12 protein-coding genes are annotated in these 14,003 nt (G+C 71.8%); 5 read left to right on the forward strand and 7 right to left on the reverse strand.

Annotated features, from left to right (window positions below; translation table 11 throughout):
* The coding region (locus AB0K92_RS31295) for an LCP family protein (protein ID WP_365928506.1) at positions 1–1,626 on the forward strand (1,626 nt) is incomplete at its 5' end.
* 104 nt (positions 1,627–1,730) lie between these two features.
* On the forward strand, positions 1,731–3,416 hold the full coding sequence (locus AB0K92_RS31300) for an LCP family protein (RefSeq protein WP_365928508.1): 1,686 nt from the start codon (positions 1,731–1,733) through the stop codon (positions 3,414–3,416).
* 31 nt (positions 3,417–3,447) lie between these two features.
* On the opposite strand, the gene AB0K92_RS31305 is transcribed toward AB0K92_RS31300, so the two are convergent.
* On the reverse strand, positions 3,448–4,488 hold the full coding sequence (locus AB0K92_RS31305; protein WP_365928510.1) for a glycosyltransferase family 2 protein: 1,041 nt from the start codon (positions 4,486–4,488) through the stop codon (positions 3,448–3,450).
* Between the two features lie 129 nt (positions 4,489–4,617).
* Between AB0K92_RS31305 and AB0K92_RS31310 the strand changes: the two genes are divergently transcribed.
* Positions 4,618–6,087 carry an LCP family protein gene (locus tag AB0K92_RS31310; RefSeq protein ID WP_365928512.1) on the forward strand — a complete coding sequence of 490 codons (1,470 nt, stop codon included), beginning with the start codon at positions 4,618–4,620 and terminating at the stop codon, positions 6,085–6,087.
* A 44-nt stretch (positions 6,088–6,131) separates the two neighbouring features.
* Here the strand turns inward: AB0K92_RS31310 and AB0K92_RS31315 are convergent, their stop codons facing one another.
* Positions 6,132–6,680 (reverse strand): acyl-CoA thioesterase, encoded by a 549-nt coding sequence (locus tag AB0K92_RS31315; RefSeq protein ID WP_206313069.1) that lies wholly within the window; start codon positions 6,678–6,680, stop codon positions 6,132–6,134.
* Positions 6,681–6,797: 117 nt separating this feature from the next.
* Here AB0K92_RS31315 and AB0K92_RS31320 point away from each other — a divergent pair, with 117 nt between their 5' ends.
* A complete protein-coding gene (locus tag AB0K92_RS31320; protein WP_365928515.1) occupies positions 6,798–8,084 on the forward strand; it encodes an LCP family protein in 1,287 nt (428 codons plus the stop codon).
* A gap of 33 nt (positions 8,085–8,117) precedes the next feature.
* Here the strand turns inward: AB0K92_RS31320 and AB0K92_RS31325 are convergent, their stop codons facing one another.
* From AB0K92_RS31325 to AB0K92_RS31345, 5 genes are all read right to left on the reverse strand, one after another.
* Complete coding sequence (locus AB0K92_RS31325; protein WP_365928517.1) at positions 8,118–9,065, reverse strand: hypothetical protein; 948 nt, start codon at positions 9,063–9,065, stop codon at positions 8,118–8,120.
* Complete coding sequence (locus tag AB0K92_RS31330; RefSeq protein ID WP_365928519.1) at positions 9,062–9,901, reverse strand: protein phosphatase 2C domain-containing protein; 840 nt, start codon at positions 9,899–9,901, stop codon at positions 9,062–9,064. Before AB0K92_RS31330 ends, AB0K92_RS31325 begins: the two co-directional genes overlap by 4 nt.
* Positions 9,902–10,539: 638 nt before the next feature.
* Positions 10,540–11,205 (reverse strand): VWA domain-containing protein, encoded by a 666-nt coding sequence (locus tag AB0K92_RS31335; protein ID WP_365928522.1) that lies wholly within the window; start codon positions 11,203–11,205, stop codon positions 10,540–10,542.
* A gap of 51 nt (positions 11,206–11,256) precedes the next feature.
* On the reverse strand, positions 11,257–11,739 hold the full coding sequence (locus tag AB0K92_RS31340) for a hypothetical protein (RefSeq protein ID WP_365928524.1): 483 nt from the start codon (positions 11,737–11,739) through the stop codon (positions 11,257–11,259).
* Entirely contained in the window at positions 11,736–13,106 is a 1,371-nt protein-coding gene (locus AB0K92_RS31345; protein ID WP_365928526.1) for a methyl-accepting chemotaxis protein, read from the reverse strand. The genes AB0K92_RS31340 and AB0K92_RS31345 overlap by 4 nt, the downstream gene beginning before the upstream one ends.
* Before the next feature lie 409 nt (positions 13,107–13,515).
* On the opposite strand from AB0K92_RS31345, the gene AB0K92_RS31350 reads away from it, so the two are divergent.
* Entirely contained in the window at positions 13,516–14,001 is a 486-nt protein-coding gene (locus tag AB0K92_RS31350) for a tellurium resistance protein (protein ID WP_365928528.1), read from the forward strand.
* The last annotated feature ends 2 nt before the right edge of the window (positions 14,002–14,003 follow it).

A 14,003-nucleotide genomic window follows, 5' to 3' on the forward strand; every position in this document is an offset into this window, starting at 1 on the left:
GCGAGCCGGGACGGCCGCGGCGGCCGTGACGGCCGTGACACGCGTGACGGCCGGGACGCCCGCGCAGACCGCGACGGACGGGACGGCGGCCGGAGCGGCAGCCGCGAGGTCTCCGGGCCGCGCCGGGCGCGCGGCGCCGCGCCCGAGCCGGAGGCGGGCCGGCGCGGCAGGCGCCCGGTGAAGAAGAAGCGGGCCGGGAAGATCCTGCTGTGGACCGGCGGCACCATGGCGTTCCTGCTGGTCGCCGGGGCCGGTGCCGGGTACTTGTACCTGGAGCACCTCAACGGCAACATCGAGTCCGTCCCGGACGACGGCGCGAGCACCGGTGGCTTCTCGAAGGACAAGGCCATCAACATCCTGCTGATCGGCACGGACAAGCGCACCGGCGCGGGCAACGAGGCCTACGGCGACCACGGCAGCCCCGGACACGCCGACACCACGATCCTGCTGCACGTCTCCAAGGACCGCTCGAACGCGACCGCGCTGAGCATCCCGCGCGACCTGATCGTGGACATCCCGGACTGCCCGACCACGCAGGAGGACGGCAGCCAGAAGGTCATCCCCGGCGAGCAGGGCGTGCGCTTCAACACCAGCCTCGGCCAGAGCGGCCGTACGCCGAGCTGCACCGTACGCACGGTGACCGAGCTGACCGGGATCCAGGCGGACAACTTCATGGTCGCCGACTTCAACGCGGTCAAGACGCTGACCACGGCGGTCGGCGGCGTCGAGGTGTGCCTGGCGAAGGACATCAACGACAAGGACTCCAAGCTCAGGCTGTCGAAGGGCAAGCACGTCATCGAGGGCGAGCAGGCGCTGGCCTTCGTCCGCACCCGGCACTCCGTGGGCAACGGCGGCGACCTGAGCCGGATCAACCTCCAGCAGCAGTTCCTTAGCGCGCTGATGCGCAAGCTGAAGTCCAACGACACGCTCACCAACCCGTCGAAGATGATCAAGCTGGCGGAGGCGGGCACCAAGGCCCTCACCGTCGACTCCCGGCTGGACAGCATCGGCAAGCTGAAGGACCTCGGCATGGAGCTGGGCAAGCTGAACGTCAAGAACCTGACGTTCACCACGGTCCCGGTGGTGGACAACCCGGCCGAGACCGTCAAGGCCACCGTCGTCCCGCATCCGACGCAGGCCCGGGAGGTCTTCGACGCGATCGCGAACGACGTCTCCTTCACCGCCGTCAAGGAGAAGAAGGCCAAGGACAAGGCCGCGGTCGCCGCCCGGCTCAAGGGCGAGAAGTCCGCCCCGTCCGAGGTGCGGGTGCGGATCCTCAACGGCGGCGCCCCCGCCGGCAGCGCGTCCGAGACGCTGCTGTGGCTGCAGAACGACCAGGGCGTCGACAAGTCCGAGAACGCGGGCAACGCGGGCACCGTGCTCAGCAAGACCACGCTCGAGTACGCGCCCGAGCAGGCCGACCAGGCCCGCCGGCTGGCCGACATCATGGGCCTGTCCGGGTCGGCGATGAAGCCGGGCAAGAGCGTGACCAACGCCCAGGGGCTGCCCACGATGACGCTGACGCTGGGCAAGGACTTCAAGGGCGCGGGGGTCTCGCTCACCCCTCCGACGAAGGCGCCGGATGTGGACAAGTCCACCGCGGACAAGGTGCAGTGCGCCAGCTAGCCCGGCGGGCGGCGAAATTGGGGGGTAACCCCACGGGGCCCTCGCGCGTCTGACTTGACGCGGGGCGGACCCGTGTCAGGCGCAGGGCGGGGAGGGCAGGCGAAGTGGCGCAGAGCAGTGTGCGGGGGGATGTGCCCGCGGTGGAGGACACGATGTCCCTCACGGCGCGGGACGAGACCTCGCGCGACGGTGAACCGGACGGCGGGGAACCCGCGAGCGCGCAGCCGGCGGACGGCCGCGGCAGGCACGGCGGAGGCGATGGCGACGGTGGCGACGATGGCCGGCGGCGCGGGGGCCGCCGCGGCACCGAGCGCCGGCGCGGCCGCCGGATGCTGCGCTGGTCGGCGACCGTGCTGGCGGTGCTCATAACCGGCACCGCGGGAGCGGGCTACCTCTACTACCAGCACCTGAACGGCAACATCAAGAAGGAAAAGCTCAACCTCGGCGACAGCAAGGTCGCCGCGCCCACGCCCAACGCGGCGGGCCAGACCCCGCTGAACATCCTGCTGATCGGTTCGGACGCCCGCGACAGCAAGGAGAACCAGAAGCTCGGCGGCGCCCGCGACACCTTCGGCGGGACCCCGCTGGCGGACGTCCAGATGCTCGTGCACCTGTCGGCGGACCGCAGCAACATGTCGGTGGTCAGCATGCCGCGCGACACCCTCGTACGCCTCCCCAAGTGCACCGCCCCGGACGGGAAGGTCTACGCGGCGAGCACCTATCCGCGACCCACCAACGAGAGCCTCGGCCGGGGCGGCCCCGGCTGCACGGTGGCGACCTGGACCGAGCTGACCGGCATCCACATCGACCACTTCATGATGATCGACTTCGCCGGTGTCGTGTCGATGGCGGACGCGATCGGCGGCGTCCCGGTCTGTGTGGACGCCAACATCCACTCCCGCGACAGCCAGGGCCGCGGCTCCGGGCTGAAACTGGAGAAGGGCACCACCAAGGTCAAGGGCGAGCAGGCCCTCCAGTGGCTGCGCACCCGGTACGGCTTCGGTGACAACACCGACCTCTACCGCGCCCAGGCCCAGCACATGTACATGAACGCGATGGTCCGCGAGCTGCGCGCCAACGCCACCCTCAGCAACCCGAACAAGCTGCGCAAGCTCGCCGAGGCCGCGACGGACGCGGTCACCGTCGACGAGGGCCTGGGCGACATCAAGAAGATGTACAACCTGGCCAACGAGCTGAAGAAGGTCCCCACCGACCGCATCACCATGACGACCATGCCGAACCGGCTGGTCGGCAACCGGGTGGAGCCCACCGAGGACGCCGAGACGGTGTTCCGGATGATCCGCGAGGACGTCGCGCTCGACGGCAAGGACAAGAAGAAGCCGAAGAAGGAGAGGGAGTCCGCGGACCCGGCGGCGCCCGACGGCGAGATCGCCGTGCAGGTCCGCAACGGCACCCGCACGGACACCCAGGGGGCCGCCCCCGGCCGGGCCAGTGCGGTGGCCGGCATTCTGACCGGCGAGGGCTTCACCCAGGCCGTGGCCGACTCCTCGGTGCTGCCCGCGCAGAAGACGACGGTGATCCGTTTCCCGAGCGCCGACCTGGAGGGCGACGCCCAGCGGGTCGCCAAGGCCCTCGGCATCCCGCTGAGCGCGGTGAAGAAGTCCACGGACGTCTCCGGCGTCACCCTGATCGTCGGCGCGGACTGGCGCGAGGGGACGGCGTACGAGGCGCCGAAGAAGCGGGACAAGACGCCGGAGTCGGCGAACGCCCTCAACGCCTCGGACGACTCGGCGTGCATGAAGGTGAACCCGAACTACACCTGGAAGTAGTCCGGGTCACCGAGGCCCCTCGGGGGCGGGCTCAGCCGACCGTGCTGTCGGAGGCCCGCACCGCCGGCCGCCGCGCCGCGATGACCTTCCTGGCCAGCGACTTCGGGCTGGTCAGGAAGCCGAAGCCCCACGACATGTGCATGGTGGCGAGGGCGACGGGGATCTGGAGCCGGGCCTTGAGGGGCAGCCCCTTGCCCGCCGGGACCGACCCGGCGACGATCGCCGCCAGGTAGCCGCCGGGGATCACGAGGCCCCACGGGGTGACCGCCGCGCCGACGACCAGTCCCGCGGCGATCGCGCAGACCGCGGCCGGCGGGGCGAGGTAGCGCAGGTTGATCGAGCCGGAGTGGTAGCGGGCGACGACGTGCCGCCAGCGGCCGTAGTCCTTGTACTGCTTGGCGAGGGCCTTCACGCTCGGCCGGGGCCGGTACGACACCTTCAGCTCGGGCGAGAACCAGATCAGGCCGCCCGCCTCACGGATGCGGAAGTTCAGCTCCCAGTCCTGGGCGCGGATGAACTCCTCGTTGTAGCCGCCCTGCTGCTCCAGCGCCTCGCGCCGGAAGACACCGAGGTAGACGGTCTCGGCGGGGCCGGCCTGGCCGCCGGTGTGGAAGGCGGCGTTGCCGACGCCGATCTTCGAGGTCATGGCGGCGGCGACCGCCTTCTCCCAGTCGTTCTCGCCCTCGGCGTGCATGATGCCGCCGACGTTCTGCGCGCCGGTCTCCTCCAGCAGCCGCACGGCGGTGGCGATGTAGTTCGGCGAGAGCATGCCGTGGCCGTCGACACGGACCACGATCGGGTGCCGGGAGGCCTTGATCGCGGCGTTGAGGGCGGCGGGGGTGCGGCCGGTCGGGTTCGGCACGGTGTGCACCCGCGGGTCCTCGCGGACCAGCTCGGCGGCGATCTCGTCCGTGCGGTCCGTGGACGGACCGAGGGCGATCACGACCTCCATCTCGCCGGCGTACTCCTGGGCGAGGATCGCGTGGACGGCGCCGCGCAGATGCCGCTCCTCGTTGAGGACGGGCATGATCACGGACACGGCGGGGAGCTGCACGTCGGGCTTCGCGTTCATAGGGGCCTCACGTTACCGCGAACGGGGGACACCGGTGCGCCCCGCCGGTGACGCTGCGCCGGGCCGCAGATCGTATGGGCCTACGGTGCTCACGGCTCCCACGTACGGCCGTCGTCCGGAGGTGTTCCCTTGCCCGCACCGCCTCGGTCCCCGAGCCGGCCCGAGCGCCGCCCGCAGCAACCGCGCCGCGCACCGCGTCCCCCCGTCCGGAGGAAACGGCCGCGCTGGGCCGTGCGGGCGGTGACGACCCTGTCCGTGGTGGTGCTGGCGTCCGCCGGGATCGGCCACGCGGTGATCACCAGCCTGGAGGCGGACATCGCCCGGGTCGACGCCTTCCGCGACATGAAGAACCGGCCCCGCGCGGGCCACGGCATGAACGTGCTGGTGGTCGGCACGGACGGCCGCGACAAGATCGGCGCGGCGGACCGGCACCGGCTGCGGCTGGGCGGGACGTCCTGCCACTGCACGGACACGATGATGATCGTGCACATCTCGGAGGACCGGGAGCGGGCGAGTGTGGTGAGCCTGCCGCGCGACTCCTACGCCGAGCTGCCGCCGCACACCGACCGGACCACCGGCAAGCGGCACGGCGGCCATCCGGTCAAGCTGAACGCGGCGTACGCGGAAGGCGGGCCGCAGCTGACCGTGCGCACGGTCGAGCACGTGACGAAGGTGAAGATCGACCACTACCTGGAGGTCGACTTCACCAGCTTCATGAAGACGGTGGACGTCCTCGGCGGCGTGAAGATCTGCACGGCCCGGCCGCTCAGGGACCGCTACTCGGGCCTCGACCTGCCGGCCGGCACCCACACCCTCAAGGGCGCCCAGGCGCTCCAGTACGTCCGCGCCCGCCACGTCGACGGCGCCTCCGACCTCGGCCGGATGCAGCGCCAGCAGCGCTTCCTCGCCGCGCTCATCGGCCACGCCACGTCCTCCGGGGTGCTGCTGAACCCGATGAGGTTCCGGGACGTGACGCGGGCGGTGCTCGGGTCGGTCCGCGCGGACCAGGGGTTCGGCACGGACGAGCTGCTGGACCTGGGCCGGGCGATGCGGAACTTCTCGCCGTCGTCGTCGGAGTTCACCACCGTCCCCATCGGGCGGATGGGGTACGCCGTGAAGGGCGTCGGCTCGACCCTGAAGTGGGACCGGGCCAAGGCGGACCGGATCTTCCAGGCACTGCGCGACGACCGCCCGCTGACCGCCGCCCGCCCGAAGGGCGCGGCGGTCCGGGTGGTCGACGTGGCGCCGCAGCGAATCCGGGTGCAGGTGGAGAACGGCACGGACATCGCCGGTCTCGGCCGGCGCGCCGACGCGGCCCTCGCGGCGACCGGCTTCCGCACCACCCGGCTGCCGGTGAACGCGGCGCACCGGGAGCTGTGGCGCACGGTCGTGGCGTACGACCCGCGCTGGGACCGCTCGGCGAAGTCGCTGGCCGCGGCGCTGCCCGGCAGTGAGCTGCGCGCGGTCAAGGGGCAGGGCGGCACCCTGAAGGTGATCGTCGGCGCGGACTACAAGGGCGTCACCAAGGTCCGCGCCGAGCAGCCGCGGCCGCCGGGGGCACCGGCGGTGGTACGCGGCGACGAGGTCGGCTGCTCCTGACCGGGTGGCCCCGACGGGCCACCCGGGGCGCCGCCGCTCGGGGCTCAGTCCTCGAAGCCCTCTGCGGCGCGCTTCTCGCGCAATTCCATGATCGCGCGGCGGCGGGCGAGGCGGTGGGTGCGGCGGATCTGGGCCTCCTGGTAGCGGCGCTTGTCGCGCTCGGTCTCCGGGATGACCGGGGGCACCCGGCGGGGCTTGCCGTCGGCGTCGACCGCGGCGAAGACGAGGTAGGCGGAGCCGACCTGGGTGGGCGGGGCGGACTCGTTCCAGCGTTCGGCGAGGACGCGGACGCCGACCTCCATGGAGGTCCGGCCGGTCCAGTTGACCTGGGCCTTGACGTGCACCAGATCACCGACGCGGACGGGTTCGAGGAACGCCATCTCGTCCATGGAGGCGGTCACGGCGGGGCCGCCGCTGTGCCGGCCGGCCACGGCGCCCGCCGCGTCGTCCACCAGTTTCATGATCACGCCACCGTGCACCGTACCCAGCAGGTTGGTGTCGTTGTGGGTCATGATGTGGCTGAGCGTGGTCCGGGACGCCGAGGTGGGCTTGCCCGGGATGTCCGCCTCCGTGGGGCTGGCCTGGTCTGTCATGGCCTCCACCTTATGCCGAACCGGCAGCCGGGAATTTGTGTCGGGTTCGCAACAGCCCGGCCCCTGTTTTCCACAGACCCTGTCGAGCACACAGCCGCGCCCGGCACACTGGGGCCCATGAACGATTGGCCCGAGGGATGGTCCGACGACAACCGCGGCCCGCGCTACGGACGCGGGAGCGCCGGCGCGCAGCCGGAAGGTGCCCGCGTGATGCGCCAGGTGCGGCGCGGCGGCCCGGCGGTACCGCCCGCCTCGGGCCCGGCGGCACCGCCGTACGGCCAGGGGGTGCCCCGGCAGTCGTCGTACGTCGACGGCGGTGAGGGCGATCCCGGCGGGTACGACAGCGGGTACAACACCGGGCAGGTCTACGGCTCGCCCGGCGGCCGCGGTCCGGGCGGGGGCGGAGGACGGCGGCCGGCGTCCGCGCCGGACTGGCGCCGCCGGATCAAGGTGACCGCGATCACGCTGGCCACGGTGCTGGTCGTCACGACCGTCGGCACCTACTTCTGGGCCGACTCCAAGCTCAACCGCGACGTCGACCTGTCGACGGTGATCGACCGGCCGGCGAAGGGCGAGGGCACCAACTACCTGATCGTCGGTTCGGACAGCCGCGAGGGCATGACCGACGAGCAGAAGAAGAAGCTGCACACCGGGTCCGCCGAGGGCAAGCGCACGGACTCGATGATGATCCTGCACACCGGCGACAACGGCCCCACGCTGATCTCGCTGCCGCGTGACTCGAACGTCACGATCCCCGAGTTCAAGGGCTCGGAGTCCGGCAAGATGCTGCCCGCGAAGGGCGCGAACAAGCTGAACGCCGCGTACTCCATCGACGGGCCGACGCTGCTGGTGCGCACCGTGGAGTACAACACCGGGCTGCACATCGACCACTACGTGGAGATCGGCTTCGCCGGCTTCGCGAACATCGTCGACGCGGTCGGCGGCGTGGAGATGGACATCCCGCAGGACATCAAGGACACCAAGTCCGGCGCGGACTTCAAGAAGGGCAAGCAGACGCTGAACGGCGAGGAGGCGCTCGCGTTCGTCCGCACCCGGTACGCGCTGGCCGGCTCCGACCTGGACCGCACCAAGAACCAGCAGAAGTTCCTCAACGCCCTGGCGAGCCAGGTGGCCACCCCGGGCACGGTCCTCAACCCGTTCCGGCTCTACCCGACCATGGGCGCGGGCCTGGACTCGCTGATCGTCGACAAGGACATGGGCCTGTGGGACCTGGCGTCCATGTTCTGGGCGATGAAGGGCGTCAGCGGCGGCGACGGCAAGTCCATGAACATGCCGCTCGCGGGCAACGCACCGAACGGCAACCTCCAGTGGGACATGACCAAGGTCAAGCCGCTGATGGAGCAGCTGAAGAACGACGAGAAGGTGACCGTCTCGGCCGACTGAGCGGGCGCGGGCCCGTGGGCCCGCGCCGCGGGATCACTCCCGGAGGCTGACGCGTCCGCGCTGTCGGGGCCCGTCGAATTTCGAGCGGTCCACCGCCGGTCGCGGGGCGGGCGAGGCGGCCATGAGCTTGATCGTCTCCCGGCCCGCGAGCGCCGTACGCCACTGTCCGAGGTGCGGCCTGGTCCCCTGCGGTCCCGCCGCCTGCTGCCACAGCGCCCGCACCGCGTTCTCCCGCCGCTCGTCGAGCACGCCCGGCAGGAGCGGCAGCGGACTGCCGGGAGCCAGGTACGGGTCCCGGCCGAGCACCCGTCCCACGACGAGGGCCGCCTTGTACCGGTCGCTGTCCACCGTCACGGTGCCCGGTGTGGCAAGCGGATCGTGCCAGTCGGGCGTATCCGCCTGGTCCAGGACGGGTGGCCGCCCAGCCATCCGCACCCCGTCGCAGTCCAGCAGGTGCACGGCCGGTCCGGGCCGGACCGTCCACAGCACGTTCGCCTGGGACACGTCACCCACGACCAGCCCGAGGGAGTGCATCCAGGCGAGGAGTTCCACGACGGCTACGACAAGGGCATAGCGCTCGGCCGGAGACGGCTGCGGCACCGCCTGCCAGGCTGCCTTCGGCTCCCGGAGCAGGTACGACAGCTCGATCAGCCGGGTGTCCCCGCGCCCCGTGCGCCAGGTCATGGAGTCGGGGGCGCGGCGCATGAGGAAGCCCGTCACCCGTCCACCGTCCACGACCCGGCACAGCGGCCATGCCGTCTCCCGGTCCAGGCGGTCACGTTCGGCGGCGGCAAGCTGCTGGCGCAGCGCGACCAGCTCCGCGAGCACCTCGCCGTCGACCTTGTGAGGCTCCCGGTAGCTCTTGTACAGGAGTCGCCCCGGACCCGCGACGCCGAACACCTCGCCCTGGCCGCCGTCCCCGATCCGGTCCTCCAGACTCAGGCCGGCGAGCGGGACGTCGACACCCTCATCGGCGGTCATGACCGGGACTCCCACAACACCACGGCGGTGCGGTCGTCGTCGTACGACTTCACCCGGTACTGCGCCTGCCACAGGAAGTCCGCCGGAGCGGGCACCGAACCGGCCCCCCACGCACGGGCCAGGAACTCACGGATGCCGGGGTCGCCGGCCAGCGGGGTGGAGAGGCCGTCGGTGCACAGCACCAGCACATCACCGGGCTGCGCGGGGCCGAGGAGCTGCGCCTGGGCGTGACGACTGTGGGGCAGCGCCGCCGTCCGGGTGTCGATCATCCCGTCACCGTCAGGGTCAGGGTCCGTGATGCCCAGGTACCAGCGGCCGTCGCGGAGGAGGGCGGTGCCACCGTCACCGACGGCGAGAAAGCCGCGGACACGCACCGTCGGGTCCAGGGGGGCGAGCAGGATCCGCAGCGTGGTGGCGTACGCGCCCGGGTCGTCGCCCCGCTCCTGCGCCTGGTGCGCCAGCAGAGTGGCGACCCGGCGCAACGCGCTGTTCGCCGTTCGGGCGAACCGTTCCGCATCGGCCTCCCGCAGCGCCCCTGCGAGGTCTGCGGCGACCATGTCGAGCGAGAGCGAGGCGAGTCGGCAGGCCTGTTGGGAGCCGACGTGAGAGCGCACGGCGGAGCCGACACCGTCGGCAACCGCGAGCAGCAGCAACTCGTCGGGGCCCGGCTCACCGATGCGCGTCACGGCCAGGGAGTCCTGGCGCGGCTCGGCGTGGTAGCGGTGCGAGTCGCCGCGTACCGAGGCCGCCCGTACCGTCAGTGCCCCATGGGCGGCGCCGTCCACCACCATGTCCGGCACGAGCGCGGAGGTCGGGTCCGTTCGGATGCTCGGCACAGCTCGTGGCTCTGCCGGATACAGCGGCGGCTTGTTGCCGGAGTGCCACGGATCCCCGAGCTCCGGCAGCCCGTCCCCATCCGGCGTGTCGCGCCCAGCCGCGTCCCGCGCGTCCGGCGCGTCCGGCACGTCGGGCGGGACGACAGCGGGGGCGGTGCGGGGGTCTTCCGGGGTTGCGAACGCCGGGGCCGCGGGGTCCGGTGGGACCACGGGTCCGGGGGGCGCCGAAGCGGGCGGCGTCGGCCGGGGTTCGGCGCCGTCGTCATACAGATCCGCCCGCCGCGACGGGACCGCGCCGGGCCTTGTCTGCGGCACCGCGTGGCCCTCCTGGTCTGCCACCGCCGGACCGGGACCGTGTCCCACCGGTGGTACCACGGGCGCGGGCTCATCCTGCGCGGCGCCCGTGGCGTACGGCTCCGAGGCGGGCGTCGTCGCTCCGGGCTCGTGAGCCGTGGGCGGCACGGGAGCCTCGCCGTAGTGGCCGGGCGCCGATGGCCCGGCTGGGGACTGGTGGCCCGAGACGATCTGGTCCACGCTCTGCCAGGTCTCCGCGAGTGGGTCCTCCTCACCCGGCCGGTACGGGTCGTGTCCGGTGTTCACGGGTGCCGCGCTCCGTTCCCCCTGTCGGCCGCCGGCGCTCACAGCTTGTCCAGCGAGACCGTGGAGAAGCCCGGCACGGTGTCGTCCACGGCCAGCGTGAAGCCGCTGCCTCCGTCCGCCGAGATGCTGGCGGCTGACCGCACGATCGACCGGGTGAGGCTGGAGGCGAACTCTCGCAGCGCCTGGGCCGGGGAGACGCTCGAGTCCTGTTGCATGAACGCCCGGAAGTTGGCGACCTGCCCGATCGTGGCCTCCTCCGCCTCTCCGATGCCGAACGCGATGATCTTCGGGCAGAACCGGGACTGGGTCAGCTCCTTGTACGCCTGCTCCCAGCCGTCGTCGGTCGGTATGCCGTCGGAGAGGAAGAACGCCACCGGCCGGTACACCTCGTGCCCCTGCGCCTTCAAGGTGGCCACGTCGGACTCGATGCACTGTTTGAGCGTGCGGAACGCCTCGCCGTATGAAGTGAGCCCGCCGGCGGCCAGGGCCGGCACTTCCTCGATGTCGCTGAGGTCCACCAGCGGTTGCAAGACGGTGGCGCTGTCCGAGAAGCCGATGAGACAGAAGCGCGTCTTGTCGGCGACGGACGGGTTGGTGCTGATTTCGTGGTGCAGGTCCGGCAGCGCTCCGTTGATGGCGTCGATCGGCTCGCCGATCATCGACCCTGACTCGTCGCAGAGCAGGTAGAAGGGAAGGATCTGCAAGGCTGGTACCTCCGGCGGTGCTGGGTCGATCCTTGGACGACCGCTGGTCGGTCAATAGGTGTAGAAGTAGATCTCCAGATCGGCGTGACCGGTGGCGGCCCCGCGCTTCCAGAAATCGCGGGTGGTGGCGTCCTGGAACATGTCCGGACGTGCCTTCTCGAGCGAGCTGTTGACCTGGTGGGCGTAGTCGCCGCCCGCTCCCGGATCGACGTGGTGCCCGAAGGTCAGCACGAACGCGGCCTGCCGGCCGCTGTACCGTGCGGTTGCCTCGCGCACTTCGCGCACCATGGCGTTCTTGTCACCCGGGGCCGCGTCCACGGCCACCTTGACCGGCGTGCGGACCACCGCCCTGGGTCCTTCGGGCTTGTCGGGCCTCGCCGGCGCCGTAGCCGACCGGGAAGGTGACGCGGACTCGGCCGGCCGGGCGGCCTGGGGGTCGCCCTGGTCTCCCATGGCCACGAGTGCGAGCACCAGCAGCAGGTCCGCGAAGAGCCAGCCGGCCAGATGCAGCGGCTGGAAACCGCGGCCCTTCACCGCGCCTCGGTCAGAGACGTCGGGGTGGCCCGCCGCGGCTCACCGGGTTCCTCGGACTCCGCCTCACCGGTTCCGGCGGGCTCGGTCGCCTTCGTCAGTCGCACCCGGGTCCGGTCGGCGGGATGCTCGGCCGGGTGACTCCCGCGCCCCTCGGTGGCGTGGCCGCCCCACCCGGACGAGTCGTGGGCCCGGCCCGCGGAGGGGCCCTCCTCCCAGCCTTCGCTTGAGAGGTCCCCCCCGCCCTCGCTCGGCCGGCCGCCCCAGCCGCCGGAGTGCCGGTTCACGAGCCGCAGTTCGTCGGCGAGCCGCGTGAAGCTCTCCGCCGCGCCCCGCAGGGCGCCGGTTTGGACGCCGAGCTCGCGGGCTGCGCGCTGCGACTCCTCAACGGCACGTGCCGTGCTTTCGGTGATGTCGCTGAGCCGGCCGAGCAGTTGGGTCACCACGTCCGTGGTCACTTCGATGCCGGTGGTGTACGCCCGCTGCGACGCGGCGAGGACCGTCACCGACTGCTCGACCCGCTCCCCCGCGTTCTCCAGGGCGAGCCGCACCTCATCGTGCGCCCCCCGGACGTCACCCAGGGCGGTTGTCAGACGCGTCCCGTTCTCACTGACCGCGGTCTCGACGCGGGTGACGGCCGCGGCCAGCGGCTGCACGGAGTCGTCCACCTCGGCGAGCCGGCTTTCCGCCGCCTGGACGGCGTCACCGACGATCCCGGCCGCCGACGTGAGGTCCTTGTGGACCCTGACGGCCTTGTTGCCCAGCTTGGTCAGGGTGGCGGCGGCCTGCGTGAGTTCGGTGGAGAACCTCTGTGGCGAGCTGAGCCGGTGCTCATTGAGGACCAGCTGTGCGCGGGTCAGGACGGGCACGAGCTGGGCCATGAGGTCCTCGGCATCCCGCTCGGCCGCCTCCTCCCGCCGAGTGAGGGCGGCCCGGCGCAGCCCGTGCACCAGGACGAGGGCGAACAGCACTCCGATGGCCGCCGTCGCACTCATCGCGACATGGCCGAAGGTGAAGGCGCCGGTGAGGTGCCCCTCGAAGCCGGACTGCCACAGTTGCAGGAACGGCCGGGTCGCCGCCTTCGGGTTCTCCCCGATGAGGGCTTCATAGGCGCTGGAAGCCCGGGTGAGGCCGTACCAGGTCACCATCAGCGGCACGAAGACCAGTGCGCCCAGTGCCGCCTCGGCGTAGGTCCAGGCCCTGTGCTCCGTCCGCGGGCCGGTCCGGCCCAAGCTCTCCCTCCGGGCGTAGGCCGCGAGCAGGTCGAGCTCGATCCAGGGTTCGAGCGCGGTGGGATCCTTGTCGCCCAAGGCGTCGGCGAGCGCGCTCAGCTCGCCCTTGCGTATCTCGAGGCCTGGCCGCTCCGCCATCTCCCTGACGTTACGCGCGACCACATGACGGTCTAACAGGACATCAGCGGGCATTCCCACCCCCATGGCGCGATGTGCGCGGGGGTGCGCGATGGTGGCGGTCACGGCCCCCCGACCGTACGACCCGCCCGGCCCCCCGACCGGTCACACGCACCCAACGTGTGACCAAGGCCACCGAGAGTACTCCACATCACATAGACTCGCGCAACCACATCGCGCCTCGAGCGACGGATGAGGAGGGGCCTTGGGCAACGACAACCGTCCACGGGGCACCATCCGGTTGAGACCCACCGCCGGCGCGCCGCCCCAGCGGTGCGCGCCTGTCCGCCCCGACACCGCACTGACCAGGCCGGCACCGCAGGCCCGCTTCCCGGGACGCGGCATTCTCCGGGTGAATCTGAACTGGTCCGTGGCGACGGAGGCAGACCTGGACCTCGGCTGCCTGGTGTCCTTCGTCGACGGCTCCGGCGTCGCCGTGCAGGCACTGGGCAACGCCTTCGGCTCGCTGGTCGCGTGGCCCTACGTGGAACTCGACCAGGACGACCGGAGCGGCGCCTCATCGGACGGGGAGACGCTCCGGGTCGATCTGGCGCACCGGGACGAATTCCGGCAGCTGCTGTTCTACGTGTACGTCTACCAGGGCGCGGTGGACTTCCGCCGCTTGAGCGCAGTCGCCACGGTGACCGCGCCGTCGGGGACCTTCCGCATCGCGCTCGACGACTCCCCGAGCGGCGCCACCGGCTGTGCGATCGCGCGGGCCACGGCGGGCCCCGATGGGCTCACGGTCCGCCGGGAGGTGCGGTGGTTCTCCGGCACGGAGCGCCATTCGGTGCAAGAAGCGATGGACCGTGCCTACGGCTTCGGTTTCCCCTGGGTGTGGGGGACGAAGGATTGAGC

The sequence above is a fragment of the Streptomyces sp. NPDC052687 genome, from assembly GCF_040678395.1.
Lineage (GTDB): Bacteria > Actinomycetota > Actinomycetes > Streptomycetales > Streptomycetaceae > Streptomyces.

Bases quoted from the DNA above. Each gene is read 5' to 3' on its own strand.
- AB0K92_RS31305 (WP_365928510.1), bottom strand. From the start codon at position 4,488: ATGAACGCGAAGCCCGACGTGCAGCTCCCCGCCGTGTCCGTGATCATG.
- AB0K92_RS31315 (WP_206313069.1), bottom strand. From the start codon at position 6,680: ATGACAGACCAGGCCAGCCCCACGGAGGCGGACATCCCGGGCAAGCCC.
- AB0K92_RS31320 (WP_365928515.1), top strand. From the start codon at position 6,798: ATGAACGATTGGCCCGAGGGATGGTCCGACGACAACCGCGGCCCGCGC.
- AB0K92_RS31325 (WP_365928517.1), bottom strand. From the start codon at position 9,065: ATGACCGCCGATGAGGGTGTCGACGTCCCGCTCGCCGGCCTGAGTCTG.
- AB0K92_RS31345 (WP_365928526.1), bottom strand. From the start codon at position 13,106: ATGGCGGAGCGGCCAGGCCTCGAGATACGCAAGGGCGAGCTGAGCGCG.